This window comes from Pseudomonas sp. HP_12 (genome assembly GCF_055283955.1).
This window is the reverse complement of the sequence record NZ_JBTOQG010000045.1, coordinates 184,693-211,361: the sequence shown is the minus strand read 5'-3', so window position 1 is coordinate 211,361 and position 26,669 is coordinate 184,693. Positions and strand designations below refer to the sequence as shown.

Annotated in this window: 17 protein-coding genes and 1 pseudogene; 10 read left to right on the top strand and 8 right to left on the bottom strand. The window is 59.9% G+C overall.

The genetic code is table 11. The features are described from left to right. Positions 1–8 precede the first annotated feature (8 nt). Positions 9–275 carry a trypsin-like serine protease gene (locus ACYASU_RS21210; protein ID WP_463583951.1) on the top strand — a complete coding sequence of 89 codons (267 nt, stop codon included), beginning with the start codon at positions 9–11 and terminating at the stop codon, positions 273–275. 131 nt (positions 276–406) lie between these two features. Then, on the top strand, positions 407–1,471 hold the full coding sequence (gene hemE, locus ACYASU_RS21205) for a uroporphyrinogen decarboxylase (RefSeq protein ID WP_192171206.1): 1,065 nt from the start codon (positions 407–409) through the stop codon (positions 1,469–1,471). A 252-nt stretch (positions 1,472–1,723) separates the two neighbouring features. Here hemE and ACYASU_RS21200 read toward each other — a convergent pair whose 3' ends face one another. Beyond that, on the bottom strand, positions 1,724–2,989 hold the full coding sequence (locus tag ACYASU_RS21200; RefSeq protein WP_463583950.1) for an MFS transporter: 1,266 nt from the start codon (positions 2,987–2,989) through the stop codon (positions 1,724–1,726). Between the two features lie 115 nt (positions 2,990–3,104). On the opposite strand from ACYASU_RS21200, the gene ACYASU_RS21195 reads away from it, so the two are divergent. Continuing rightward, positions 3,105–3,995, top strand: coding sequence for a LysR family transcriptional regulator (locus tag ACYASU_RS21195; protein WP_122625545.1), 891 nt, complete (start codon positions 3,105–3,107; stop codon positions 3,993–3,995). 83 nt (positions 3,996–4,078) lie between these two features. Here ACYASU_RS21195 and ACYASU_RS21190 read toward each other — a convergent pair whose 3' ends face one another. Further along, the gene (locus ACYASU_RS21190; protein WP_463583949.1) at positions 4,079–4,567 is read right to left on the bottom strand and encodes a DUF3261 domain-containing protein; all 489 of its coding nucleotides are present in this window, start codon (positions 4,565–4,567) and stop codon (positions 4,079–4,081) included. 354 nt (positions 4,568–4,921) lie between these two features. On the opposite strand from ACYASU_RS21190, the gene ACYASU_RS21185 reads away from it, so the two are divergent. After that, the gene (locus ACYASU_RS21185; protein ID WP_463583948.1) at positions 4,922–5,704 is read left to right on the top strand and encodes a ParA family protein; all 783 of its coding nucleotides are present in this window, start codon (positions 4,922–4,924) and stop codon (positions 5,702–5,704) included. A 3-nt stretch (positions 5,705–5,707) separates the two neighbouring features. Here ACYASU_RS21185 and ACYASU_RS21180 read toward each other — a convergent pair whose 3' ends face one another. Both ACYASU_RS21180 and trxC read right to left on the bottom strand, forming a co-directional pair. Continuing rightward, positions 5,708–6,085 carry a PAAR domain-containing protein gene (locus ACYASU_RS21180; RefSeq protein WP_463583947.1) on the bottom strand — a complete coding sequence of 126 codons (378 nt, stop codon included), beginning with the start codon at positions 6,083–6,085 and terminating at the stop codon, positions 5,708–5,710. A gap of 136 nt (positions 6,086–6,221) precedes the next feature. Continuing rightward, entirely contained in the window at positions 6,222–6,656 is a 435-nt protein-coding gene (trxC, locus tag ACYASU_RS21175; RefSeq protein ID WP_463583946.1) for a thioredoxin TrxC, read from the bottom strand. Between the two features lie 399 nt (positions 6,657–7,055). On the opposite strand from trxC, the gene ACYASU_RS21170 reads away from it, so the two are divergent. The 3 genes from ACYASU_RS21170 (at position 7,056) to ACYASU_RS21160 (ending at position 8,727) form a co-directional block, all read left to right on the top strand. Then, positions 7,056–7,997: a hypothetical protein gene (locus tag ACYASU_RS21170; protein WP_463583945.1), complete on the top strand. Its 942-nt coding sequence runs from the start codon at positions 7,056–7,058 to the stop codon at positions 7,995–7,997. 77 nt (positions 7,998–8,074) lie between these two features. Further along, a complete protein-coding gene (locus ACYASU_RS21165) occupies positions 8,075–8,329 on the top strand; it encodes a type II toxin-antitoxin system HigB family toxin (protein WP_463583944.1) in 255 nt (84 codons plus the stop codon). Further along, the gene (locus tag ACYASU_RS21160) at positions 8,326–8,727 is read left to right on the top strand and encodes a helix-turn-helix domain-containing protein (protein ID WP_192171175.1); all 402 of its coding nucleotides are present in this window, start codon (positions 8,326–8,328) and stop codon (positions 8,725–8,727) included. The genes ACYASU_RS21165 and ACYASU_RS21160 overlap by 4 nt, the downstream gene beginning before the upstream one ends. 17 nt (positions 8,728–8,744) lie before the next feature. Here the strand turns inward: ACYASU_RS21160 and selO are convergent, their stop codons facing one another. From selO to ACYASU_RS21145, 3 genes are read right to left on the bottom strand one after another with little or no spacing between them, the layout of a single operon-like run. Next, a complete protein-coding gene (selO, locus tag ACYASU_RS21155; RefSeq protein ID WP_463583943.1) occupies positions 8,745–10,208 on the bottom strand; it encodes a protein adenylyltransferase SelO in 1,464 nt (487 codons plus the stop codon). A 48-nt stretch (positions 10,209–10,256) separates the two neighbouring features. Further along, positions 10,257–13,625, bottom strand: a complete 3,369-nt coding sequence (gene mscK / locus ACYASU_RS21150) for a mechanosensitive channel MscK (protein WP_463583942.1) — start codon at positions 13,623–13,625, stop codon at positions 10,257–10,259. 35 nt (positions 13,626–13,660) lie between these two features. Further along, complete coding sequence (locus tag ACYASU_RS21145) at positions 13,661–15,403, bottom strand: potassium/proton antiporter (protein ID WP_463583941.1); 1,743 nt, start codon at positions 15,401–15,403, stop codon at positions 13,661–13,663. A gap of 264 nt (positions 15,404–15,667) precedes the next feature. On the opposite strand from ACYASU_RS21145, the gene ACYASU_RS21140 reads away from it, so the two are divergent. Beyond that, the gene (locus ACYASU_RS21140) at positions 15,668–18,259 is read left to right on the top strand and encodes a dermonecrotic toxin domain-containing protein (RefSeq protein WP_463583940.1); all 2,592 of its coding nucleotides are present in this window, start codon (positions 15,668–15,670) and stop codon (positions 18,257–18,259) included. Between the two features lie 96 nt (positions 18,260–18,355). Beyond that, positions 18,356–22,933: a dermonecrotic toxin domain-containing protein gene (locus tag ACYASU_RS21135; RefSeq protein ID WP_463583939.1), complete on the top strand. Its 4,578-nt coding sequence runs from the start codon at positions 18,356–18,358 to the stop codon at positions 22,931–22,933. Positions 22,934–22,949: 16 nt separating this feature from the next. On the opposite strand, the pseudogene ACYASU_RS21130 reads toward ACYASU_RS21135, so the two are convergent. Next, positions 22,950–23,095: pseudogene (locus ACYASU_RS21130) on the bottom strand (hypothetical protein); the annotation flags it as partial. 174 nt (positions 23,096–23,269) lie between these two features. Here ACYASU_RS21130 and ACYASU_RS21125 point away from each other — a divergent pair. Continuing rightward, on the top strand, positions 23,270–26,653 hold the full coding sequence (locus ACYASU_RS21125) for a dermonecrotic toxin domain-containing protein (RefSeq protein ID WP_463583938.1): 3,384 nt from the start codon (positions 23,270–23,272) through the stop codon (positions 26,651–26,653). Positions 26,654–26,669 lie beyond the last annotated feature (16 nt).

Sequence of the window (26,669 nt, the reverse complement as noted above, 5' to 3'; positions counted from 1 at the left end):
GGGTATGAATGAACCTTGGCGAGACGCTGGAGGACAAGGCGTGTATCGAAGTGCCTCCCGGCTACCCGGCCACCCACTTCGATCCATTGGTCAACCTCTGCGCCGGATACAATCAGGCGTCTGGCGATTCCGGAGGGCCTCTGCTCTACAAGTCAGGCAGCCACTACCTTGAAATCGGACTGGTCAGTCGTTCGTTGTGGATGAATGCCGGTCAGTACACCAGAGTCGCTCACTTCGCAGGCTGGATTACAAAGACGATGGAGGACAACCAATAGGTCGCCGACGTCGGAAAACCGGCAGGGCATTGATGCGACAAATCGCCCCGATAAATAAATGGCACGGCACCGACCGTGCCTTTTGCGTTGGTGTCTGAGAAAATGCCCGCACTTTTTTTCCGGATGCCGACATGACTGCCCTGAAGAACGACCGTTTCCTTCGCGCCCTGCTCAAGCAGCCTGTTGACGTCACGCCTGTATGGATGATGCGCCAGGCTGGCCGCTATCTCCCGGAGTACCGCGCCAGCCGCGCCAAGGCCGGAGACTTCATGAGCTTGTGCATGAACCCGGCGTTCGCCTGTGAAGTCACCCTCCAGCCCCTTGAGCGCTACCCGCTCGATGCCGCGATTCTGTTCTCCGACATCCTCACCGTTCCCGACGCCATGGGCCTGGGCCTGTACTTCGAAACCGGCGAAGGCCCGCGCTTTCGCAAAACCGTCACCACCCTGGCTGATATCGAAGCGCTGCCGATTCCTGACCCACAAAAAGATCTCGGCTATGTCATGGACGCAGTCAGCACCATCCGCCGCGAGCTCAACGGACGCGTTCCGCTGATCGGGTTCGCCGGTAGCCCGTGGACCCTGGCGACCTACATGGTCGAAGGCGGCTCGTCCAAGGACTTCCGCAAATCCAAGGCCATGCTCTACGACAACCCGCACGCCATGCACCTGCTGCTCGACAAGCTGGCGCAATCGGTGACGGCGTACCTGAACGGCCAGATTCTCGCAGGCGCCCAGGCGGTGCAGATTTTTGACAGCTGGGGCGGCAGCCTGTCGGCCGCGGCGTACCAGGAGTTCTCACTGGCCTATATGCGCAAGATCGTCAACGGCCTGATCCGTGAGCACGACGGGCGCAAAGTGCCAGTCATCTTGTTCACCAAAGGCGGCGGCATGTGGCTTGAAAGCATTGCCGACGCCGGCGCCGACGCACTGGGCCTGGACTGGACCTGCGACATCGGCGAAGCCCGCCGTCGTGTCGGCAGCAAAGTCGCGCTGCAAGGCAACATGGACCCGACCGTGCTTTACGCCAACCCAAACGCCATCCGCCAGGAAGTCTCGAACATCCTCGCCAGCTACGGCAGCGGCACCGGCCACGTCTTCAACCTCGGCCACGGCATCACCCCCGAAGTCGACCCGGCCAACGCCGGCGCCTTCATCGAAGCGGTGCACGAAATGTCGGCCAAATACCACCAGTAAGCGCTTTGCAGCTATGAAAACGCCCGGCAATTGCCGGGCGTTTTTGTGTGGAGTCAGGCTGCGGTTAGCTTCTCTCGCGAACACACAGCGCTTGCAGCCAGTTAGAGTCACTATGAACGCGAATGTAGGACTGGCTTTAGCCGGGCAGACGTCAGGCGTCACGCTGCAAGATTCAGGGCGCACATAAGGTTGTCTTCCCGGCTGAAGCCGGTCCCACTAAAACAGCGGCGAATGCCCGATGTGACCCTTGCCTCAAACCTGCACATTCACCGCCAACGGCTTCACTTTCGCCAGTTTCAGCGCCACAGCGAGGGCGATCAGCAGGAGGGTGCCGATGAAGGCGCCGATGCCGTTCCAGCCGGCGTAGTGCCAGAACACGCCGCCGCCGGTGCCGGCGACGCTGGAGCCTACGTAGTAGCTGAACAGGTACAGCGACGAGGCCTGGCCTTTGGCTTTGATGGCGCGGCGGCCGATCCAGCTGCTGGCGACGGAGTGGGCGCCGAAGAAGCCGAAGGTGAACATCAGCACGCCGACGATCACCACCAGCAGCGGTGTGAACATGGTCAGCGCGACACCGACGAGCATCAGCACGATCACGGCCCACAGGACGTTTCGACGGCCCAGTTGGTCGGCCAGTGCGCCGATCTTCGCCGAGCTGTAGATGCCGGACAGGTACACCACCGAAAACAGGCCGACCACGGCCTGGCTCAGGTTGTACGGGTCGGCCAACAGGCGGTAGCCGATGTAGTTGAACAGCGTCACGAACGCGCCCATCAGCAGGAAGCCTTCAAGAAACAGCCACGGCAACCCGGCGTCACGGAACTGCAGGACAAAGCCTTCCAGCAGGCTGCGGCCATTGAGCGGGCGGGCGCGGAAGTTACGCGACGGCGGCAGGATTTTCCAGAACACGCCCGCCGCGCCCAGCGCAATGATGCCCATGATCAACAGTGCCGTGTGCCAACTCACGTAATCGCTCAAGACCCCGGTGATCACCCGGCCGCTCATGCCACCGATGGCGTTGCCGCCAATGTACAGGCCCATTGCCAGGCCGATGTGCTGCGGGTGGATTTCTTCGCTGAGGTAAGTCATGGCGACGGCGGCGAGGCCGCTCAGCGACAAGCCCACGAACGCCCGCGTGATCAGCACGCCCTCCCAAGTAGGCATCAGTGCGCTGGCGATGGTGAAAAGGGCGGCCGAGAACAGCGAGAACACCATCACCGACTTGCGCCCGAGGCGGTCGGAGATGGGGCCGGTGATGAGCAATCCGATCGCCAGCATCGCGGTGGACACTGACAGGATCATGCTGCTCTGCGCGGCGTTGATGGAGAAGTCTCGCGACAGCACCGGCATCATCGGCTGCACGCAGTACAGCAGCGCAAATGTCGCGAAACCGCCGGAGAACAGCGCCAGCACCGTGCGGATGAAAGCGGGCGTGTCCTTCTCGATGTAGGAATCGCCCAACGGGATGGCCGCTGTGGCGAACTCGGCAGACGCGGCGGGGGATGCAGCAGTATTCACGGGTGACCTCAGACGGAAGAGCGGACGCAGTGACAAAAGAATATAGCCGGCTAACGATCGCTTCCAATATATTGTTCGACCTGTTTGATAGGTTTGACGACCTAATGGAATGACTGTGGAATTACGACACCTGCGTTACTTCATCGCTGTCGCTGAAGAGCTGCATTTTGGTCGGGCCGCTCAGGCGCTCGGCATCTCTCAGCCACCGTTGAGCCAGCAGATTCAGGCGCTGGAGCAAGAGCTCGGCGCGCGTCTGTTTGAGCGGACCAATCGAAGGGTGGAACTGAGCGAGGCGGGCCGGTTGTTCCTCGATGAAGCCCGTCTGGTGCTGGCGCAGGTCGAGAAGGCCTCGGACGTCGCTCGGCGCGCGCAGCTGGGAGAACTTGGCGAACTGAAAATCGGCTTCACGGCATCCGCGCCGTTCACCTCAAGCATCCCTCAGGCCATCTTCGCTTTTCGCCAGCGTTATCCGGCGGTGCATCTGGCGCTTCAGGAAATGAGCAGCCGGGAAGTCGCCGAGCGGCTCGAGAACGAGTCGATGCAAGTGGGCATCATGCGGCCGCTGCCGTTGCCGGATTCACTGGTCGCCGTGGAGCTGCTGCACGAACCCTTGGTGGCGATATTGCGCTCGGACCATCCACTGGCCGAAGGCTCGGAACGCGGCATTCATCTGCGGGAACTGGCCAGTGAGCCGTTTGTGTTCTTCCCGCGCAGTTACGGCAGCGGCCTCTACGCACAGTTGCTGGATCTGGCGCGGGAGGCGGGCTTTAGCCCATTGTTTACTCAGGAGGCGGGCGAGGCGATGACCATCATTGGTCTGGTGGCGGCGGGACTGGGCGTGACGGTGCTGCCGGCGTCCTATCAACGCATGCGCATTGATGGGGTGGTGTACCGGACGCTGCTGGATGCCCAGGCTACGTCAGCGGTGTGGCTGGTGCAGCGCAAGGATCAGAAATCGCCCATGGCCAAGGCGTTTGTCGAACTGGTGACGCGCAAGGCTGGGTGAAGCCGGGGCACAGTGGAGAAATGGTGGCGTTGTTGCAGGTTGCCCAAGGCGCAGATCGACGCCAGGGTAGCCAAGCTACAGCGTCATTTACTCGCCTTGCCCTGGAGTGGGCTGACCACGTATTTCAGTTCTCCGCTTTCCATGCTGATCCGGAAGACACCTTCGGAGGCGTAATCGACAAACCAGCGGTCATCCAGGCTGCGACCATAGGGTCGCAACTGCACGCCCGGGTAGTCAAAGCGCACTTCCTCGAGAGACGTCAGGGCAAACAGCACGGCGGCGAACAGCTCCCTTGCCTCGTGATTGGGGGGAAGTTGGCTATCTGCCTTCCAGCGCTCTTCGCGAAGCTGCTGACGCGCCACAGGAGTGCCGAGGGTGTCCAACAGCGAGAAGCGCAGGCCGTGGCGTTCCTTCTGAATCGTCATCAGCCACTCTTCGCGCTGACTGGCTTGCTCACGTTGGACGTGCAATTGCACCGGAAATTTGATGTGGGGCGTTTGCGCAGGTACAGGCGCATGGCTGGTGCAGCCACTCACTAACAGCACGCAAAACAGCAAAAAAGCGCGAATCATGAAGCGTTACCTTCCAGGTGTGCCGACAATTTTTATTCCCGGGCTTCGAGCCGCCCAAATGACACCGTCTATGGCGCGGCGCCATCACCGAATGAGGGGCATTATCTCGATGCCAGCGCACTGAGGCAAACGTTGAAACAAATAGAGTGTTTACTGACGAACATTCTTACGGGTGCGGCAGCAGCCTCTGTCACTGTGTTGTAGGCGCAATCGATCTTTCGATGATGTAGCCCTTATCCTTACAGTCAGATTTTTCCGAGAGACTCGCCCTACTCATCGCGATTGCCTAGACTCGGGACCATTCATCGGGTCGCTGGCGATCCTTTACGGCTAGACAGCAACAGGGAGTCTTACATGCGGCGTGTGGTGTTCAATCAGAAGGGCGGCGTTGGCAAGTCCAGCATCGCCTGCAATCTGGCGGCTGTCAGTGCTCATGAGGGTTATCGGACGCTGTTGATCGATCTTGATGCCCAGGCCAACTCGACGCAGTACCTCACCGGTCTGACCGGGGACGAGATTCCCATGGGGATCGCCGATTTCTTCAAGCAAACCTTGTCTTCCGGGCCTGGCGCCAAGAAGAATCAGGTCGACATCTATGAAACGCCCTTCGACAACCTTCATGTCGTGACCGCCACGGCGGAGCTGGCGGATCTGCAGCCCAAGCTGGAAGCCAAGCACAAGATCAACAAGCTCCGCAAACTGCTGGATGAGCTGAGCGAAGACTACGATCGCATCTATCTGGACACGCCCCCGGCCCTGAATTTCTACGCGGTATCGGCATTGATCGCAGCGGATCGGGTGCTGATTCCGTTCGACTGCGACAGTTTCTCCCGCCAGGCGCTGTACGGGTTGCTCAAGGAAATCGAAGAGCTCAAGGAAGATCACAACGAGGATCTGGAGGTGGAAGGCATTATCGTCAACCAGTTCCAGGCGCGGGCGAGTCTGCCCCAGCAGATCCTTGATGAGCTCATCGCTGAAGGGCTACCGGTGCTGCCGATCTACCTCACCAGCTCGATCAAGATGCGTGAATCCCACCAGGCGAATATGCCGCTGATCCATCTGGAGCCGCGGCATAAGCTGACTCAGCAATTTGTCGAGCTGCATCACTTGCTGGAAACGGGTGCGGGTAATCGCTGACGACTAGGCGAGTGGTTCGGTGCTCTCTCGACGGGCTCGCGTCATCTGCTTGGCTCGCTTGCGCGCCTTTTCAGCCATGTCCTTGGGAATGTCGATGGTCGCGTCCATGTCGGCCTGAAGCTGGGTCTGGCTGGCGATCAAACGATGGGTGCCCTCCTCGCAGCCGCAGCGCACTGCCTGGCCGTGCGTCGCCACGGCCACGAGTTCGTCGATGAAGGTCGGATTGCCTTGGGCAATGAAGCCGATCTGGGCGCACAGCTCGCACCAGACCGGATCGCCCATGCGCGCCAGGCGCCGGTCCTCCCATGTGTGCGAGCCTGAGGCCCGCAAAACCACGCCGCCGGTTGTTGTTGAATCGCCCTCTCTGACCACGTATGTCATTGCTAACCACTCCAGGGTGCCGATAGGAGTGGCGAAGCCTAGACGCAGAATTCGACGAATTCGGGGCGAAAGAGCGCTTTCAGAACATGCCTACAGCGCTGGCTGTCACGCACTTCGATCTCTGAAGAAACGCCCCTCATATTCCCTGACTGGTCAGCCAGGCCATCAACTGTTGCAACGGCATTGCGCCACTCTGCCGGGCGATTTCACGGCCGTCCTTGAACAGGATAAGACTCGGGATCGAGCGAATTCCAAGCTGTGCTGAAAGCTGCTGATTGGCCTCGCTGTCCAGCTTCGCCAAGCGAACACGACCGCTTAGCTGCGTGGCCGCTTGCTCGAACGTCGGCGCGAACGATTTGCAGGGGCCGCACCATTCCGCCCACACGTCCACCAGCAACGGCAGATCGCCCTTGATCTGGCTGGCGTAATCGCCCTGTGTCAGGTTGAACGGCTTGCTCAGCAAAACCGGCTGCTTGCAACGCCCGCATTTCGGCTGGTCGGACAGCCGCCCGGCAGGAATGCGATTGAGCCCGTTGCAGTGCGGGCAGGGGATCAGCAGGGAATCGGACATGGGAGAGACCTGAGTAGGATTGATGACTGTTACGTGGAGTCTGGGGGATGGGTTATCAAGCTCTACGGCTGCACCTGTAGCGACGGGATGTCATCAATGGCGGTCGGCATTCACTGATCACCTGAAATGCCAGGTGTGAACTACCCCAAATTTCACCGCTCCTTTAAGCACCCCACGCCTAAAAAAACTCAAACCTGAAGACGCGACGAACTACCGCATCAGCCTTGGCCCAAGCCGCCCAATGCGCGCGTTAAGCCAAATCCTCAAGCTCTGATTATCCGAAAGCATCCCCCGTTCGCCCAACTGTTCGCCCTGCCTGGCCGTCGCTAGTGTCGACGCGAGGGGCTGACTGACGAACATGCGCGCGGCCCCTGCCATCTCATAGCCAGGGAGTCGCCCATGATCAGCCAGATCCAGGCCGCGGTTGCAGCGGTTGTCGCGAACAAAAAGCCAGTCGTTGACGCCGCTCTAAACAGTGACCCCAAACCCGTCGACAAGGCGGCTACGACAGCTACCGACAAGGCGACGTTTTCGACACTGGCGGCTCAGCTTAACGAGAGCGCAGCGCGAGCCCAAAAGAGGGACGCGGTGATGACCCACACCGAGTTGGGGCAGTACGGGCGTAATCGCATCAATGAGTTTTTGATCGAAGGCCGCACAGTCAACAGCGGCACCCGGGCCATGGAAGTGCCCAAGACGAACGACCCTGAATTGCTGGACCGCGCGCGCGAGGCCAGTGCGTTCGTGACCCGAACACTGGCTGGTGATAAAACCGCCAGGAGCCCGTTCGAGAACCTCTCACGCGAGCAACTGAACCTGATTGCCTTTGACGACAGCGGAGCCTTCACGCTCAACGAGCGGCGCGCGGCCTGGCAGGGCGTGCAGAAGATGGACGAGGACTGGCGCAAGGTTGCGATAAACGAGGGCGTGATCGAGCAAGCCCGGACGGGCAAGGCCTCCCGGTTCTACAACGACGCCCTGAGCTACCTCAAGTCGCTGCCGGCGATTGAGAGGGCGGTGAGCTATCCCAAAGGAGCGGAAGCCATTCTGGAAGCGCGGATCAATAGCGACCTGACGCTGCGCAGCCTGCCGGGCGCTTTTGGACGCCAGGCGCCAGACCGCAAACTGACCCTTTACGACATCCTCGCCGGCATCGTCGACACCACCAAAGACAAGAAAACCGATCCGAATAATATCGTCCACACGAAGAAATTCTCGGCCCGCACTTCTCCGGTGCCGACTACCGCAGCTCAGGAGGTTGAGAAGCCAACGGCTTCGAATGCCAATGCGCAAGTTAAGCAAGCGGGTACCACGTCCAAGAATGAGAAGGCAGCAGGATAAAAGATGCTCCGGCTATTGCGGTTGGTGATGGTCGGATGGGTAGCCAGGCTGGATATTGCACGCACAACGGTAGGGAAATGCACGTCATCACTGAAAAGCGAATCTGGGAGGCAAAAAAGAAATGGCCACAATCATCCAGGCTGAACGATTTTAGTGCGATGAGAGCGATGTTGCCCTCTACAGATAAAGTGGAAAGATTTCATGTTTTTGATATCGGCGGGAACAAGATCCGGTTGATTGCGTCGGTTAACTCCTCAGCACAGCGGCTGTACATAAAGCATGTGTTGGACCATCGTGAATACGACAAAGGTAAATGGAGGGATGAGCAATGAGCGCGCTCATTAAACAGGCTGCGGAGCACTGGCATCACTTGGCGCCATTACTGACTCGGCCTGAAACGGAAGCTGAATATGATCTGCTTGTCAGCGGGCTCGACGAACTGTTGGAGATCATCGGAGAGGATGAGCAGCACCCTCTGAATCGTCTTGCCATATTGGTCAGCGAAATGATTGAAGCCTATGACCATGAGCATCGGCCCATGCCTATGGCCTCAAGCGCCGAGACGCTGCGTTACCTGATGCACGAGCACAACCTCGGCCAAGGCGACATGCCTGAAGTAGGGACGCAGTCCGTCATTTCCGAAATACTCTCAGGCGAGCGCCAGTTGAGCCTCAAGCAGATCCGCAAGATTTCGGAACGTTTCGGCGTGCCGGTAGAGGTCTTTATCTGACCTCTACTTGCCCCCACTCAGGACGAACAACTGATCTCCAGATGCTTCCCCCAATCCGGCGGACGCTGTGCATAACTTTCCATTCCGGGCTGTTCGTCGAACGGCTTGCACAGCACCTGATGCAGGCGGCGGACTTCGCTGTCGTCCCCTTGTTCGGCCGCTTCGATGGCGCGTTGAGCCAGGTAGTTGCGCAGGATGTAGAGGGGGTTAACCGCGTGCATGCGCGCACGGCGATCCTCTTGGCTGGACTCGGGCTCGCGGGCGATGCGGGCTGTGTAGGCGTCGGCCCAGGCGTCGAAGCCAAGCATGTCGACGAAGTCGTCGCGCAACTTTCCTGCCGCGACGTCGGCTGACTCCTCCCCCAGATGGCGGAAAAACAGGGTGTAGTCGACGCCGCTGTTCTGCATCAGTTGGAGCAAACGAGCGATCAGGTCAGCGTCATCCTCTTCAGCCGTTGTCAGGCCCAGCCGTCGGCGCATCAGGTCCAGGTAATGCGCCTGATACAGCGGCAGGAACAGGTCCAGCGCCTCACGCAGAGCCTCGACGCTGACGAAGGGTGTCAGCGCCTGGGCAAGCGCGCTGAGGTTCCACTGGCCAATCGGCACCTGGTTGCTGAAGGAGTAGCGGCCTTCGTGATCGGAATGGTTGCAGACGAAATGCTGGTCGAAGTCATCCAGAAACGCGAAAGGACCGAAGTCGAAGGTGATGCCGAGAATCGACATGTTGTCGGTGTTCATCACGCCATGACAGAAACCATAGGCCTGCCATTTGGCGATCAATTCGGCCTGACGCTCGACGATCACGCGAAACATCGCCAGGTACGGCTCGGGCTGTTCCAGGCATTCGGGGTAGTGCAGGGACAGCACGTGATCGGCCAGTTGCTTCAGCTGTTCCGGCTGTTTGGTGTAGAAGAAATACTCCAGGCTGCCGAAACGCACGTGGCTTTGCGCCAGTCGCAGCACCATCGCCGCGCGCTCCTGGGTTTCACGCCACACCGGGGTGCTGGAGCCGATCACGCAGGCCGCGCGACTGGTCGGGATGCCCAAGGCATGCAGGGCTTCTGAGGCGAGAAACTCGCGGATCGACGAGCGCAGGACAGCGCGACCATCGCCCATGCGCGAATAGGGCGTCTGCCCGGCGCCCTTCAGGTGCAGGTCCCAGTGTTCGCCGGCGTCGTTGTACACCTCACCGAGCAGCAAGCCGCGGCCATCACCCAGGCGCGGGTTGTACGAACCGAACTGATGACCGGAGTAGACCATCGCCCGCGGATCGGCTTCGGCCCACAGTTTGTGGCCGCTGAAAATTTCAGCAAAGAGGGGTTGTTCTGCCTGAGCGAGGTCCAGATCGAGCAACGCGAGGGCGGCTTCGCTGGCAACCACCAACCGCGGGTCGGCGATGGGCTCGGGCAGCACGGTGGTGGAAAACGCATCGCCCAGACGGGCAAAACGATTATCGAAGGTCAGCTCGTCGAGGGCTTTCAAGGGATGCCTCCAGCAGAATGTCCGACCATTCTGCTGGGTTTTTCCCGGTCAGTCGAGTTTGGCTTCGGGCGGCTCCGGTGCATCTTTTGGCGCCGGGGGCACGGCAGCGGGCGGTGTGATGGTTTTCTGCTCGGGCTCGATGGGCACCATCTTGTACTCCTGTCCCTGCATATTTTTGAGGTAAACCTCCATCTGCCGGAACGAGATGTTGATGTGCTGTTTCTTGAATTCCTTGTTGATGAACCGGTTGATTTCGTCGAGCACCGGGTTGCGGTCGCCCAAGTCACGCACGTGCATGCGCAGTTCGTGATCGAGGGTGCTTTCACCAAAATTGAGGAAGTAAACGATCGGCTCGGGCTCTTTCAGCACCCGTGGGTTGTCTCGTGCGGCCTTGAGCAGCAGGTTGCGCACCAGATCCAGATCCGAACCGTAATCCACGCCCAGCTTCAGCGTCACGCGGGTGATCGTGTCGGTCAGCGACCAGTTGATCAGTTGCCCGGTGATGAACGTCTTGTTCGGGACAATGATGTCCTTGCGGTCGAAGTCGGTGATGGTGGTCGCTCGGATGCGGATCTTGCTGACAGTGCCCGACAGCGCGCCGATGGTGATCGTGTCGCCGATCCGTACCGGGCGTTCGAACAGGATCATGATCCCGGAGATGAAGTTCGCGAAGATCTCCTGCATGCCGAAACCCAGGCCGACCGAGAGCGCCGCCACCAGCCATTGCAGTTTGTCCCAGCTCACGCCAAGGGCCGAGAGCGTCGAGACAAAACCGACGCCGGCGATGGTGTATGACAGCAGCGTAGTGGTCGCGTACGAACTGCCCTGCTTGAGGTTCAGCTTCGACAGCACCAGCACTTCCAGCAGGCCGGGCAAGTTGCCGGCCAGCACGAAGGTAATGCCGATGATCACCAGCGCGCCGATCAAGTCGCCCAGGCTGATCGGCACCATGCTGATGTTGGCGCCGGTGCCGCTGGTGTACTCGTACAGCGTGATGTTATCGAGGTACGAGAACACCGAAATCAGGTCGGCCCAGACGAAGTAGAGCGCGCCGATGAAGCCGGCAATCAGCGCCAGACGAATCAGTCGCAACGACTGCTGGTTGACCTGCTCGATGTCCAGCGTCGGCTCCTCGATCAGCGTCTCGCCTTCGCCGGCTTCTTTCGCGGCCTGACGCTTGCTCAGTGCGCGCTGGTACGCCAGACGGCGCGCGGCGACGCTCAGCCCGCGTACGAAAGCGGCTTCGATGACCAGCCACAGCATCAGCAGATACAGCGTGTCGATCAGGCGATCACTGAGTTTCAGCGCCGTGTAGTAGTAGCCAAAGCACACGGCGACGAACAGCGCGACGGGCAGGGCGGTGAACGCCAGACCCACTGCGCGGCGAAACAGCGAGGCGCTGTGGTGGGTCGGGCTGGTGAGCAACAGGCGCGCGAGCAGCCAGGTCATGAGCGCGTAGCAGGTCAGCACCACCGCGATGCCGATCACGTCGTCGGCCAGTGCTGAGGGTTCGTGCTCGGCCACGGCAACCACCGTCACCAGCGCCAGCACCACCAGACCCAAGCGGCGGATCCAGCCGCGCAGGAACTCCACCTGCGGTTTTTCCCAGCGGAAGTGCAATTGCGCCACGCCGCCCGGCGCGAGAATCCGGTAAGCGGTGTAGAACACCAGCCAGGCCAGCGCCACTTGCAGCAGTGCCGAACCCAGATTGACGTTTTGCCCGCGGGCGTCGATCTGCAACGCGAACGCACATACCGCCAGGGTCAGCGACAACGGCATCGCCAGCAACACGTTGATGAAAATTGCCAGCGGCGTCTGCCATTGCCGATCCCGCTTGAAGTGGCCGATGTCGGCGTGCAGGCGATTGAGCTTGTCGTACAGCGCCTTGCGTTTCCACATCAGCGCGCCGATCACCAGGAACAGCGGCAGGAAAATCAGTGGGCGCTGGGTCAGCCCGTCATACAGTTCGCTGACGCTGGACGTCCAGGGCAGGGTGGTGACCTGTTTGACGAGTCGTGGCTGGATGCGCTCGAACCACTCCAGGTCCAGCGGCTTGTTGCTCGGAATCCAGAACATCTGCTCATCAAGGGTGGCCCGCAGGCTGTTGGCCGTGCTGACCAGCTGCTTTTGATTGAGCTGCAGGGTGATGGATTCGTTGAGCAGCGCACTCAGCTCGCGATTCAGCCGCTCCAGCAGGTCGCTCCGCGTGGTGGCCAGATCAAGCAGCGTCTTGCGCAGCGCGGGTGTGACGTCTTCCGGCTTCTGCGTCGCCAGCAGCGTGTCGACGTAAGCGCTCGGGCTGCTCATCTGCTCACGCTGCTGATTGACCTCGAACTGGTACAGGCGAATGTCGGCGATCTCGTCGGCCAGACCGCTGTCGAGCTTGAGCTTGGGCAACGACTGCTTCTGTTTGTAGAGAATTTTCGACAGCAGCAGACTGCCGCTCAACACGTTGATCTGCTCATCTAGCGCCTGATCGGTCTGCGTGATGGCATCCAGCTGGGTCTTGGTTTTGAGGTTCTGCTGGGTCAGCTCGTTGAGGCGGTCGGTGCCGCGCAGCAGGTAGTCGGAGAGCTTGAGGTTGGCCGCGCTTTCACTCGCCAGCAGGCTGCTGCCGCCGGCTTTCTGCGCTTCAAGGGACAACTGCGTCACGGTTTCCTGGGACTGGGCGCGACGCTTCTCGTTGATCAGCGTCTGCAGGTCCTGGATTTCCTGATCCTGTCGATTGACCTTTTCCGTGAGCAGGTCGCGCTGGCTGCCGCCCAGGTCCTGCAACTGGCTGTTGCCGGCGAGCTCCTGACGACGCAGCGCAATCAACGCATTCAGTGAGGCCTGTTCCGCGTTCAGCGCGTTGCGCTGGTCGGCGTTGATGGTTTTGCCGCCGTCTTTGCCGGACTTGAGGATGCCATTGATGGCCTGGATGCGCGTCTGGCTGCTGCTGATCTCAGCCTGGGCGCGCTCGGGCCGGGTTTGCGCGGTGATGGTCAGGCTGTTGGCGTCGTTGAGGGATTTTTGCAGATCAGCCTGCTGGGCGCTGCGCTGGCTCAGCACTTGCTCAAGCTGCGGCACGTCCAGATTGGCGTAGCGCTGGGCGACCGGAACGACTTTGCTGGCCTTGAGCTTGGCCAGCTCGCGCTGGTTCTCGGCGGTCTGTCGGGGCGCGTCGGCAAGCTGCTTTTTCAGGTCCTCCAGCTTCTGCTGGTTGTCCTTCTGGCTGGACAGGAACGTCAGCGTCTGTTCCAGCACCTGCTGCAGCGCTTTCTGGTCATCAGGGGTCAGTTTGCGGTCGGCGATCTTGTCCAGACTGCGCTGGACGGCCTCGCTGGACAGGGGAGGCGTATCGGCAGCAAGCGCCGGTACGGACGACAGGCAAAGCCCAAGCAGGGCCGAGGCAAAAAAGTTACGCAGCGTGAACATAGACACCGGGTCGAGCGAGCAGAAATGGGGGCAGTTTAAAGGAACAGCGCGGGCCCCGGGCTGCTTCCTTCAGGGAATCTGACGCCCACTTTGAGGATCTTGTTCCCGTCCATAACCGCGACGGTCCAAATAGTTCCATTCCATTCGATCTGGTCGCCCACGATTGGCGCACCGCGATTCTTCTGAATGATGAACTGACTGAGCGGCATGCCCGGATCCAGCCCGTCGAGTTTCAGACCGTAAAGTGCCGCGACAGCCCCCAGCTCAGCGTCTCCCTCGAGCACGAAGTCACCGAAGAAGCGCAGGTCCAGACCGCGCTGCGGCGCCTGGCTGAACAGCTTGCCGAGGGCGGGAAGGTCATGTTCGTGACCAATGACGCACAGCAGATCGCCGACTTCCAGCACCGTACTACCCGACGGGTGGAGCAGTTGCTGACCACGAAAAAGGGCTGCGATCCGCGTGCCTTCGGGCATTTTCAGCTCACGCAACGCGGCGCCGATGCACCACTTTTCGGCGCCAAGGCGATACACGAACAGCTCCCACTCGCTGGTGACATGCACTTCCAGCGCTGCGCGGGAAATCGGCGCCGGATCAGGCGGTACCGTCACTTTCAGCCATTTCGCCACCCACGGCAGGCTGGTGCCCTGAACCAACAGCGACACCAGCACGATGAAGAACGCGAGATTGAAATACAGCTGCGCATGGGGCAGACCGGCCATCAGCGGGAACACCGCCAGAATGATCGGTACCGCGCCGCGCAAGCCCACCCAGGCGATAAAGGCTTTTTCGCGGCCATGGAACACCCGGAAAGGCAGCAGGCCCGCCAGCACAGACAACGGCCGCGCCACCAGAATCATCCACAGCGCCAAGCCCAGGGCTGGCAGCGCGATCGGCAGCAAATCGTGTGGCGTGACCAGCAGGCCCAGCACCAGGAACATGCCGATCTGTGCCAGCCAGGCCATGCCGTCGAGCATGTGCAGGATGCCGTGGCGGCTGCGAATAGGCTTGTTGCCCAACACCAGTCCGCACAGATACACCGCGAGGAAGCCGCTGCCGTGAATGGCGTTGGTCAGTGCGAAGACCACCAGCCCGCCGGCGACCACCAGAATCGGGTACAGGCCGTTGGCCAGATTAATCCGGTTGACCAGCTGTAGCATGATCCAACCGCCGCCCAGCCCGATGATCCCGCCGATGCCGAACTCCTGAACCAGATGGCCCAGCAGGCTCCAGTGCAGGCCGGTCTGACCGCTGGACAGCATGTCGATCAGCGTGACCGTGAGAAACACCGCCATCGGGTCGTTGCTGCCGGATTCGATCTCGAGACTGGCGGTCACCCGTTCGTTCAGGCCTTTGCCGCCCAGCAGCGAGAAGACCGCAGCGGCGTCTGTGGAACCGACGATGGCGCCGATCAGCAGCCCTTGAATGATGTTCAGGTCGAACAACTTGGCGGCGACCATGCCGGTCAGTCCCGTGGTGATCAGCACCCCGACTGTCGCCAGGGACAAGGCCGGCCAGAGTGCGACCCGGAAACTCGCCACCCGCGTGCGCAGGCCGCCGTCGAGGAGGATGACCGCCAGGGCGAGGTTGCCGACCAGATAGGCCGTCGGGTAGTTATCGAAGATGATGCCGCCGCCATCGACGCCGGCCACCATGCCGACGGCGAGAATGATCACCAGAATGGGAATGCCAAGGCGGGAGGACAGCGAACTGACCAGAATACTTGCACCCACCAGCAACGCGCCGATCAGGAACAGGCTGTTGATGGTCGTGGCATCCAAGGGCGGTACTCCAGAAAACGAATTCGAACAAACGAGGGCGCGAACTGACCATGCAGTCCGCGTGCCAAGGGATTTAACCTGTTGAATTGCTTGGCTGTCAAAGCGTAATTCCAGATGGGCAGGCTAATGGCCGTGCAACGGGCCTGTTACTCGCCGGCCGCTGATCACATCCGTTCCCGGATGACAGCAGCAATACATATTTATGCCAGCCAGCGCTGCGAAGTCTGATCACCTCTGGCTCCTATTTCAGGAGAAGTGATCACCATGAACGCACAAGCCCACTCATTACCCGAATCGGATGAACGTCAGCTCAAACTGATAGCCAGCCGTTACGTCACCGACTATCCCGATCTCAATGCACTGGCGAGATCCGCTGCCCAGAGCATTATTTTCAGGCACACGGGTAAGCATCTGGACCCCGATCAGGTGTATTGGCATCGGTTCTCCAGCGCCAGCAGCAGTTCGCGCTCTTTTACCGGATGGAAGCACGCTGGCGCTACGATGGAATCCATGACGATGACCGAACTGGTGATTCGTCGTTTCAACGCAAGCGAGCAGCAAGCCCCCGACGAGCTCGCGGTGTATGGCGGTTTCTACACCGACGGTCCGCAGCATGGCTTTTATGACGAACGGAATGAAGTGCGCATGCTCCCGGCAGAGGTGCTCAACGATTTCTGGGCCCTTGATTTCAGTGCGGGCTACCGCCGCAAAATGGACAGGTTCTGGGCGCAGCACGGCGACAACTTCTGCGTACTTGCCAAGGTTCGCTACCTGGCGTCTGCAGGAGAAGGCCTGAGCAGAAACCAGTTGTCGGCGACGGATTTCGAGATGCTGCGCAGCGTCCTGGCGACCGGGCCGGGGCCTGTAACCCTCGCGCAGCTGCGTGAGCCAATGCCTGTGACGTCAGCGGTGTCGGTGTTTCATCTGGAACTGGGTGCGTTCAAGGCCCGGGACATTCTGCGTATCGTCGATGAAAACGGACGTCAGATCCTGTATGTCTGCGGTGCGCAAACGCCGTTCTACTGCTTCGATACCCACCACCAAATGTACGAGTGGTTGAAGGCGCAGTTCTTGTCCATCAGAACTCGGGCGGTCTTTTGCGCCCGATTTCTGCATTCGGCGAGTGACTGGGAGACGCACCGCGCTGCATTCCAGCGCGATGTGGCTCAACTGCTGAGCAATGATCACGACGACGCGGGAGCCAATCGCCTCCTCAATCGCGGGGCGGAGCCGATTCCGGGGGATCCGTTTGTCTATCTGCGGGATGTCGCCCGTGACGACATGACGTCCGACGCCACCACCCTGCTGACCGATAACCGCGATCTCCGCAAGCAGATCTGGCTCGGCTATCTGAACGCCTTTCTGTCCGTATTCGGCAATCTGGCGCCGCTGGGCTGGCCGCTGGCATTGGCGGTGGTGGGCGCGAGCCTGATCAGCACGGGGTTGAATATCGATCAGGCGGTCAACGGTAAAAGCGCCGAACAACGCAGGCGAGGTATTTTGGGCGCCATCGCCAGCGCCATTTATCTGTTCTTGAACCTGCCGCTGCTGACGCGCATGGGGGCTGATGTCAGGCCGCCCATGACGGCACTAAGCGCGATGGGGCTAGACGCAGGCGCCGATGCGATGCCGGCTCTCCTGGCGACCGATCCATTGTCGGGCATGAACGACAACGTCGTCCTCGAATCGCTGGCGCCTGTGTTGGAGCAAGGGCCCTATCAAGGGTCATACCGGCTGAGCAATGGCGAAACATGGGCGGTCATCGAAGGGCGAGCGCATCGTTTGAACTTCGATCAAAGCCTGGGCAGTTGGGTCATCATCGATCCCCAGAACCCGTTTGCGTTCCATGGCAGATGCCCGGTCCGCTTCAGCGTGCAAGGCGGCTGGGAACGGCTTCCGACCCCGGGCTTGTCTGGCGGTGCACCCATGGACGCCGACGCCGTGACGATCAGTCCGCCGCCCACGACGGCCATTGCCAATGTGCAATCGGCGTTCTGGGATCGCTTCATGCAGCTCAACCTGTTCGATGAGCAGCTTTATTCGGAGGCGGCGCTGGCCCGGCAAAAGGCAGTGGTCGAGGTGTTCTGCATGGAGCCCGAAGAAGTTATCGCCACCGATTCCGAGGGTGAAGACGTGCATTTTGATGAGTGGGGGGCCAAACATCGCGTGTTCAAGACCGCGGACGGTGAATATGTCGGTGCTTCCATCAAGCATTACACCCATGAGGACGATGCGTATAACCGGTACTTGCGAACCGGCGTGGCGACCTATTCCGGTCAAGTGGCGCTGGTGCAAAGGCTTGCCGAGGACGTCACCACGCTGGGGTACAACAATGACGTCGCGCTGTATCGAGGCGGCAGCGGGGCACGTGGTACGTCGGGCGCCTTTTTCCGTACCGGCGACGTCAGCGTGGGCGATGTGCTGGTCAACACCGATATCACCTCATTCAGCGAAAACCCCTATCAGGCGCGCACCTTTGCCAGCAGTCAGGGCGGCGCCCATGCCAGTGCCACGAGTGCGCCGATCCGCTTTGACGACACCAGCGTGGTGTTCGTACTGCCGGAAAAACAGTACTTGAGCGCAACCCCGATCGCGCCGTTCTCTGCGAGTCCGGAAGAGGCCGAGGCTATTTTTTTACCCGGCCACTACTTTCAGATCGACAGCATCGAACACGTCATCGGGACGTTCTACCGGTTCATGAAAGTCCAGCTGCGTGAAGTCACCGGGCCAGTCCCGGGCCGAAAATTGCTCGACATGCGGACCGCTGAGCCTTTCAGTCGCCAGGGTTATGCGGGGCGATTTGGAAGTGCCGGGCGGGTGCTGGTCGACCGTTTCTTTCCGATTCAACAACCCTGAACAGCCTGCACATTTCGTAAGTAATAATTATCTATGGCCGCCCTGCGTACCTGTCGGTGGACTCTACGGACTCACTCACTGACAGGATGTCGGGTTATGAAAGACAGAAAGGATACGAGCGCTCTGGAGCGCAGAGCTGCCGAGCTTCGGCGCAGTCGCGACATGTCGCGAGTCTCGGGCTGGCGTGACCAGAGAGGCGAGGACTGGGAAGACAGTGGCTGGAATGAGCCACGTGTGCCGCGCGACGAAAACGGGTGGCCCCTCGAGCCGGCGCCAGGGAACGAAGTCGACGCTGACGCTGACGCCATGCTGCTGAGCGACTGGCTCGGTCAGCAGCACGCGCGCTGCGAGTCACCCCGCGAGTTGGCCCGCAGCCGGGCCGCCGACTTCCTCAGGCAACACATGGTTGACCTCGATCCCGATGACCTTCTCATCGCCACGTTGTACCTGAATACGCTCGACGAAGCGCCTCAACGGGCCAACATCGCTCACGCCTTCACGCTGACCGACGCGCTGATGCATAACTGGCAGCAGGAGGGTAACGGCGACTGGTTCGATCATCTCGGTCACCTGCAGGCGTATCGGGAGGGCGGCTATCCCGCACGCGTCTCGCCGACGCCCCTGAACCTGCCGGATTGCTTTGCCTATGAAGCCATTTACTGCAGAACGTCGCCTCAGCGATTTGATGCCTCTACTCACATTTCCATCGACCCCAACGTGTTCAAGGCCTTCGTGTGGGATAACACGTTGCTCGATCACTACGAGAGCATGCTTGACATGTTCTGGGAGAAGCATGGCAGTGACTACAACCTGCTTATCAAGGCTGCTTTCCTCAAGTCGGCCTACATCCAGTACTCCGAAGGCTCAATGAGCCTGGAAGACAAAACGCTGGTGCTCAAATCGTTGGGCTTTGATCCGGCGCAACCCTGGGAACGTCTGACGTTCGAAACATTCCGCGATGCACCACTCTCCCACACGGTTACGTTCCGTGAGCTCATCCTGTATCGCTACACAGCCACCGACATCATTGTGATCCGGGATGAACAAACCGGCCGGTTAGTGGTTTATATCCCCGGCAACTCGTCGCCTTTTCATGGGTTCAGCGATCTCACAGCGCTACAGAACTGGATCGCGCTTCAGTGCAGAGACACCCGTAAACGACAGGCTCTGGAGCGTCACTTCAAACTTGAAGACGACAGCGATGGCCTTTTTCTGAGCGGTCTCCATACGACTCTGGCGGGCCTGGCGGTCTTTCCGCACCTGCTGAACGGCGCGACAGGGAGCTGGCCGCCGTACAGGGAAATCTCGCTCGGTGCCGCACTTTCTCCCTGGCCTTTTTCCCATTTTCGCCAAAGCCTGCAGGATCGACAGCGCTCCGATGCGGCCCTGAGTATTCGCACGCAAAGCGACTATCGCAAAGAGGCGCTTGCACAAGGGTTGTCCACCGCCATCAACGTCACGGGAGCCATCGCAATCGCCGTGCCCGAACTGTGGTTGCCATTGGCGGCCATGTCGGTCGCGCTTCTGGGGCTAGGGGCAGACGAGGTGGTTGAAGGGAAGAGCTATGAAGAACGGAAAAACGGGGGTGGCCGTGTGGTCTTCGGTGTTTTGAATGCGGTGCCGGCCATTGCCCAGGGCGCCGGGGAGATTATCGACGCAGCCGCTGCAGCGCAGCGCGCGGGTGAAGTCATTCCGGGGGCAGCAGATGAAGTGGCGCAGGTGATCGAAAGTCGGAACGCCGAGCAGAAAGCTGTAGCGTCTGCACACCATCAGGAGATCGATGAAGAGATGGCGCAGCAGGCGCGCGAGCGAGCCGACGAGGATGCCAGCGCACGGGAGGCGCGATTGGCGCAGGAAGAGCAGAGTCGCCTGCTGCGCAAGGCTCAACATGAAGCGGGTTATGACAGCGCGAAGGCGTTTGGTGTTGAGCCTGAGGGCCTTCGATCATTACCCCCACGCTTGCGTGCGGAACTGGCGAGGTTCGAGTACAGCGAGCCCCTTGATCTTTCGGGCAGATGGACACGCGATGACTTTGGCGCCGTGTACAAGGCCGTTGATCCAGCGTCAGGCGAGGCCGTTTATTTCGCCAGGATTCATTCGAAGATCTACCGGGTTGAGCGGGTCGATTCGGTCAAGCAGTACCGAATTTTCTCTCCCGAAGATGCGGCCATCAAAGGTCCTTATATCAAGCGCCTTAATGGATTCTATTCAGACCTGGACCTGAGGTCTGGACTGCGGGGAGGGGAGAGCTATGGCGATGCCGTCGCAGCGGCTTCCACGAAAGACCAGGGCGTGACTGCACCTGTCGAACGGGTTCGAGCGCAGCCCCGGGTCCAGATCGATGTGCCGATGGACGGCATTGAACAGAGGACGCTGACTGACAGCTCCGGTCATCAGGTGCATCGGTTTTACGCCATGAATACGCCGGAAGGTACGGGCGTTTATTACGATGCTGACGTCGCGTGCTGGAGACATAAAGTTACCGAGGAGCTGCTTTGGCTGGATAACAACGGTAAGTGGAACGTGGGGAGCGAGCGTCGTTATCTGAGCGTAAAAAACCGCCTTCGCGCCGGCGTGAGTGACACGGTTCACACGTTTCCGCGTCTGCCGGGCATAACGCCGGAGCCCTTACCGATCGATCGCACGGTTCATCAGATCTGGCTGGGCGATGGATTGCCCGGACCGCACCTGATCGAAACGATCAAACAGAACATCAGGACCAGTGCGGATCTGAAGTTTGCACTTCATATCGATATCGACTACTCCGCTACAGTGGAAGTTTTGAGCGCCGAGCAGCAGTTGCAGGCTGAATTTGCCAGCTTTCCCCAGATGACCATTTCCAGCCTCCAGGACGAGCAGTTCTTCGACGGATTTTCCCTGTACGAACAGGAAAGTGCCGAGCCCTATGCCTACTTCCGCCATGGCCAGAACCAGAACCTTGCGGCGGCTGCGGATGTGCTCAGGTATCGGCTGATCAGGGAGTACGGGGGCATCTACATGAATTGCGATGACGTCCTGGCCCAGTCGTTCAAGGGGCAGGAACTGGCCGCAGGCCCTTCTGATGTATTGGTCGGCCGACCACTCGAATCCAAAACGCTCATGCGCCTTGGCCCTGCAAACAGCCACTTTGCCAGCCATCGAGGTAACCCGGTGCTCAGAGCAATGGAGAAGGAGCTGCATCAGCGATTCAAGCTGGGAGAAGAGGCGTTGCGCGCCCTCAAACATTCATCCAGAGACCCCAAACCTTATTTCACCGAAGTTTCTCGTATGACGGGATCCGGTCTGTTCCTGGACGTCATTAAATCGTCCCGGCCCGATTACGCAGGGCTACTGACCGGGCACTATCGGACAACAGGCAATATCCTCTCCGCCGCCTATTCAGCACGCCTGGAGGAAGTGGAAAAATTCTATCTGCCCTTCGCCAACCGACTGAAAATAGAGGCGGGTGGGGAAAACTTTCGGGGCGATGGGGCGGTCGTCACAGAGGGTGTCTCGCCCATTGAGATCCCCGAAATCATGCCACCGGCCCAGAGTGGTTTCTTGCAGCCGAATGCTCCCGCTATCAAGGTGGCGATTCCCGTCGACGGGGTCAGTAAGTCCGGCGAGCGTTACTCGATCATGCTTGATGGCAGACAGCGCGGGGTTATCTACGATGACGACGCGAAAGTCTGGAAACTCCCCGGCACTGAATCAAGAGGGTTGAGGCTGGACCAGAACGGAGACTGGCAAGCGCGAAGCGTGCTCGATGAGCCGCAGCCTATCAATCCGAACGCTAGCCTGGAGGTGGTCGAGCTGCCTCGGCTGCCCACCATGCCCAATAACCTCAGGCCGATACCGAAAAAGATTCATTACATCTGGGTTGGCAATAATGGGCTGGGAGAAGCCCGGATGGAAAACCTCATCAGAAACGCAAATCGCAGCCCGGATTTTCAATCGGTTTTGCATGTGGATGTGGACAGTCAGGAAGCGTTGGATCTTATCCGGGCCAGCGTAAAAAACCGTGCGCCATCGCTGGCGGTGTCAAACCTGCATGATGAAAATTTCTTTGCCGCTTTCCTTCGCGGCAGGCATCAGGCGCTGTATCACAAGGCAAGACATGCAGCAGGCAAAAGCTACGCTGCCGCTTCCGACATCCTCCGCTACCCCCTGATCGACACCTATGGCGGCATCTACATGGATTCTGATGATGTGCTGCCCGCTTCCATCAGTGGCGTTCATCTTGAGGCGGCCCATGGCGACTTGTTGCTCGGCAAAGCAGTTGCCGTGCCCTCGCTGGAATTTCGCGGTTATGGCAATAGCCTGTTCGCCAGCCATGCAGGGAACCCTGTTCTAGCTCGCCTTGGCGAAGAACTTGCCTTTCGAAACGAGGCGCAGCCCGGTTTTTTTGAGACGCCTCCTCCGCAGGTTGATCATTCCACCCCAGTCAGCGAGTTGCTCACCTCTCAGGCGATGAAGCAATACCGCAAGACGGTGTTCGAGCTGACGGGGCCAACGCTGTTCAATGATGTGTTGCGAGAGCAGCGGCCGGACTACTACCGCCTGGGCATCGATCCGCCCGGCAACCTGCCCGTTCGCTCTTCCGCGTTTCAGCGGCAGCTGGAAACGTTGCAGGATCACTTCTTCCCATTCCAACGCAAGGCGCCTGTCGAAATCGGAAATGGCCATGACTGGTAGCAGGTGAGCGCGACACTCAAAACCAGGCGTCTTGCACCGTCAGGCGCGCATCATCCCTCGCTCAAGAATCGCCAGTTCGTGATAGCAGCCCGGTACTTCCCGCGTAAGGAAGCGCCGGGCGGCCTGCAATTTTCCCTTGTACAAGTCAATGTCGGCTTCGTTGTCAGAGTTATGCGGCGCGACTGAGAAGTCCCGGGCGGGTGCTGGTCGACCGTTTCTTTCCGATCCAACAACCCTGAACAGCCTGCACATTTCGTAAGCAATAATTATCTATGGCGGCCCTGCGTGCCTGTCGGTGGACGCTTAAGGGCTCACTCACTGACTGGATGTCAGGTTATGAAAGACAAAAAGGATATAACCGCTCTGGAGCGCAGAGCTGACGAGCTTCGGCGCAGTCGCGACAGCTCGAGAGTCGCGGGTTGGCGTGGCCAGAGAGGCGAAGACTGGGAAGGCAGTGGCTGGAATGAGCCACGTGTGCCGCGGGACGAAAACGGCTGGCCCGTCGAGCCGGCCCCCGGGAAAGAAGTCGATGCCGATGCCATGCTGCTGAGCGACTGGCTCGGTCAGCAGCAGGTGCGCTATGAATCGCCGCGTGAGTATGCACGCACCCAAGCGCAAGCCTTTCTGTTCCAGCACCTCCTGGAAGAGACCGATTCGGACGAATTGCTGATCACCACGCTGTATATCAATGGTCAGGATGCTGCGCCCCAAAGGGCTAATATCGCGTATTCCATGACGCTGACCGACGCGCTCATGTGCAACTGGCAGCAGAGCGGCAACGGGCAGTTCCTCGAGCACCTCTCGACCCTGCGCGATTACCGGGACGGCGGCTATCCGGTGCGGATTTCCGCCGAACCGCTGGAGCTGTGGGACTGCTTCGCCTACGAAGCTATCTACCGAAAAACCAGCCCCCAGCGCTTCGACGCTTCCACCCACGTGGCGCTGGATCCGCTGACGTTCAAGGCCTACGTCTGGGAGGTGGATCTGCAGGCGCACTACCAGGCCACACTCATGCACTTCTGGGCCGAGCATGGTGCCGACTACAACCTCTTGATCAAGGCCGCACTCTTGAGGTCAGCGTATGTGCAGCACGCCGAAGGCTCACTGAGCACTGAGGACAAGTCGCTGGTATTGCGCGGACTCGGGCTCGCTCCTTCCCAGACCTGGGAGGCACTGACCTTCAAACACTTCGCCGATCCGCCGCTTCCCCATGACATTACCTTTCGTGAGCTTGTCCTGTACCGATATGTCGCCACTGACATCATCGTGCTGAGGGATGAACAGACTGACCGGCTCGTGATGTACGTCGCCGGCAATTCCTCGCCCCTGCACGGATTTTCAAACCTGCCCGCACTGCGCGCCTGGATCGCGCTGCAGTGCAAGGATGCGCGCCGACGCAAGGCACTGGAACGCCACTTCAGGCTTGAAGACGACCCGGACGGGCTCTTTTACAGCGGCATCCAGAAGACCTTGACTGGCTTGGCGGCATACCCGCATTTCCTCGATCAAGCGACCGGTTACTGGAACCCCTCCAACGAGGTTCATCTCGGCGCGGCGCTCTCGCCCTGGCCGTTTTCGCACTTCAAAAACGCTCTGCAAGCCCGCCTCCAGGCGGATGGCAAACAACTTATTCGCAATCGCGCCGACCACAACAAGGAGGTGGCGGCCCAGGCCCTGAGCAATGCAATAGCCGCCACAGGCGCGATCGCGATGGTGGTGCCTTACTTGTGGGTGCCTTTGGCGGCGATGTCGCTGGCGTTGATCGGTCTGGGCGCTGATGAGGTGATTGAGGGTCGGACGCTTGAAGAGAAGAAAAACGGCACAGGCCGCATCGTCTTCGGCGTTTTGAATGCCGTACCGGCGCTTGCCGAAGGTGCTGCGACGGCCGGCAGTTTGCTGGGCGCAGCCGCGCGTGCGGGGGACCCAGCCATACCAGGGGCGGCGGACGAAGTTGCGAGCATGACCGGAGCCCGGACCGAGGCCGAGCAAAGCCTGGCGCTTGCCCGGCAGCAAGAAGCCCACGCACAACAGGCTGAGGAGGTCGTTGAGCACGCCAGCGAATCGCCCGATGAAAGGGCCGCGCGCCTGATCGTGGAAGAGCACCAGAGGCTGGCGATCAAAAGCCAGCACGCGGCACGCTACGACAACGCGATTGCCTTTGGGGTTGAACCGCAAGGACTGCGAGCACTTACCCCGGAACTTCGCACGGCGCTCGCCCGATTCGAATACAAGGCGCCACTGGATCCGTCAGGCACCTGGAAAACCGATGAACTAGGCGCCGTGTATGACGTGAGCCGCCCTGGAACGGGTGAACCCCGTTACTACGCTCGCGTGCATTCAACGCTCTATCCCGTGGAGCGCGTCCAGGCGGCCGGCCAGTACCGGATTTACGCGCCTGACGATGCCCGGCTCAAGGGGCCTTACGTCAAGCGGGTCAAAGGCTTTTACTCTGACATTGACCTGCGGCCCGGTCTGCGGGGCGGCGCCAGTTTCATTGAAGAGTTGCCTCAGGTGCCACTGCCAGTCGGCAAGGACGGAATCGTGATGACGCGCGCCCAGCCACCCGTGACGATCGAGATGCCCATGGACGGTATCGAAACGAGGTGGGTACAGGACAAGGAAGGAAATCGAATACCCCGGTACTTCGCCAACAATGTTCCCGAAGGAACGAAGGTCATTTACAACGCTGAGATAGCCTGCTGGGAGTCGGGCACCCACAAACTGCTCTGGCTGGATAGCAAAGGGCGTTGGCGTTCAGGAACCGAAGAGGCCTACCTGCAAGTCAGGGACAAATTGAGACCGAGCGTGGGTAACGTCTTTTACACCTTTCGGCGCCTGCCGGACTTTCCTGCCAATCCGCAGCCCATTGAACACATCGTGCATCAAGTCTGGCTAGGTCGGCGTCTGCCGGGCGAAAAACTGATCGAAAACATCAAATCCAACATGCGCATCAGTCCCGAGCTGAAGTTCACGATGCATGTTGATATCGACGACACGGCAGAGGTAGAGGGTCTGTCCCCTCAAGCGCAGTTGCAGCGGGCGTTCGCTGAATTTCCCAATATGACCATTTCCAGACTGCAGGATGAACCCTTCTTCGAGGGGTTCATGAACGACCCGCACACCTCTACAGCGTTCTCCTGCTTTCGCCGAGGGGCGTTTGAAAACTTCGCCGCAGCCTCGGATATCCTGAGATACCGATTGATCAGAGAGTACGGCGGCATCTACATGGATTGCGATGACGAAATAGGTCAATCATTCTCGGGAGCCGAGCTGCTGGCCGGGCCCCATGACGTGATGGTGGGCAGCACGGTGGAAAGCCCGTTTTTGTCATTCAAAGGGCCCAATAACAGCCATTTTGCGAGCCACCCGGGCAATCCGGTGTTCAAGGAAATGGAGCAGGAAATTCATACCCGCTTCACCAGGCATCGTGCCGCCCTGGAAGCGTTGTCACCTTCCCGACATCAATCCAGCACGGCGATGGCTGCCTACATGACGCAGATCTCGGAAGTCACGGGGCCCAGGTTGTTTCTGGATGTGCTCAAGGAAACCCGGCCGGATTATGCGGACCTGCTCGACAACGGGTTCAAGATGGACACCAATGTCTACTCGTCCGAATACTACGAACGGTTTAATCGGGTAAAAGCGTTTTATACCCCGTTTTCTTCACGATTCAGAATCTTTCCGGGCGCCGAAAACTCCTGGAAGGCACCAGGGGCTTGAATCAACGCTTAGCGCG

What these genes read in the sequence shown, in the direction of transcription:
- ACYASU_RS21210 (WP_463583951.1), top strand. Translation starts at nt 9, where the DNA reads ATGAACCTTGGCGAGACGCTGGAGGACAAGGCGTGTATCGAAGTGCCT.
- hemE (WP_192171206.1), top strand. Translation starts at nt 407, where the DNA reads ATGACTGCCCTGAAGAACGACCGTTTCCTTCGCGCCCTGCTCAAGCAG.
- ACYASU_RS21190 (WP_463583949.1), bottom strand. Translation starts at nt 4,567, where the DNA reads ATGATTCGCGCTTTTTTGCTGTTTTGCGTGCTGTTAGTGAGTGGCTGC.
- ACYASU_RS21185 (WP_463583948.1), top strand. Translation starts at nt 4,922, where the DNA reads ATGCGGCGTGTGGTGTTCAATCAGAAGGGCGGCGTTGGCAAGTCCAGC.
- ACYASU_RS21180 (WP_463583947.1), bottom strand. Translation starts at nt 6,085, where the DNA reads ATGACATACGTGGTCAGAGAGGGCGATTCAACAACAACCGGCGGCGTG.
- trxC (WP_463583946.1), bottom strand. Translation starts at nt 6,656, where the DNA reads ATGTCCGATTCCCTGCTGATCCCCTGCCCGCACTGCAACGGGCTCAAT.
- ACYASU_RS21170 (WP_463583945.1), top strand. Translation starts at nt 7,056, where the DNA reads ATGATCAGCCAGATCCAGGCCGCGGTTGCAGCGGTTGTCGCGAACAAA.
- ACYASU_RS21165 (WP_463583944.1), top strand. Translation starts at nt 8,075, where the DNA reads ATGCACGTCATCACTGAAAAGCGAATCTGGGAGGCAAAAAAGAAATGG.
- ACYASU_RS21160 (WP_192171175.1), top strand. Translation starts at nt 8,326, where the DNA reads ATGAGCGCGCTCATTAAACAGGCTGCGGAGCACTGGCATCACTTGGCG.
- mscK (WP_463583942.1), bottom strand. Translation starts at nt 13,625, where the DNA reads ATGTTCACGCTGCGTAACTTTTTTGCCTCGGCCCTGCTTGGGCTTTGC.
- ACYASU_RS21140 (WP_463583940.1), top strand. Translation starts at nt 15,668, where the DNA reads ATGAACGCACAAGCCCACTCATTACCCGAATCGGATGAACGTCAGCTC.
- ACYASU_RS21135 (WP_463583939.1), top strand. Translation starts at nt 18,356, where the DNA reads ATGAAAGACAGAAAGGATACGAGCGCTCTGGAGCGCAGAGCTGCCGAG.
- ACYASU_RS21125 (WP_463583938.1), top strand. Translation starts at nt 23,270, where the DNA reads ATGAAAGACAAAAAGGATATAACCGCTCTGGAGCGCAGAGCTGACGAG.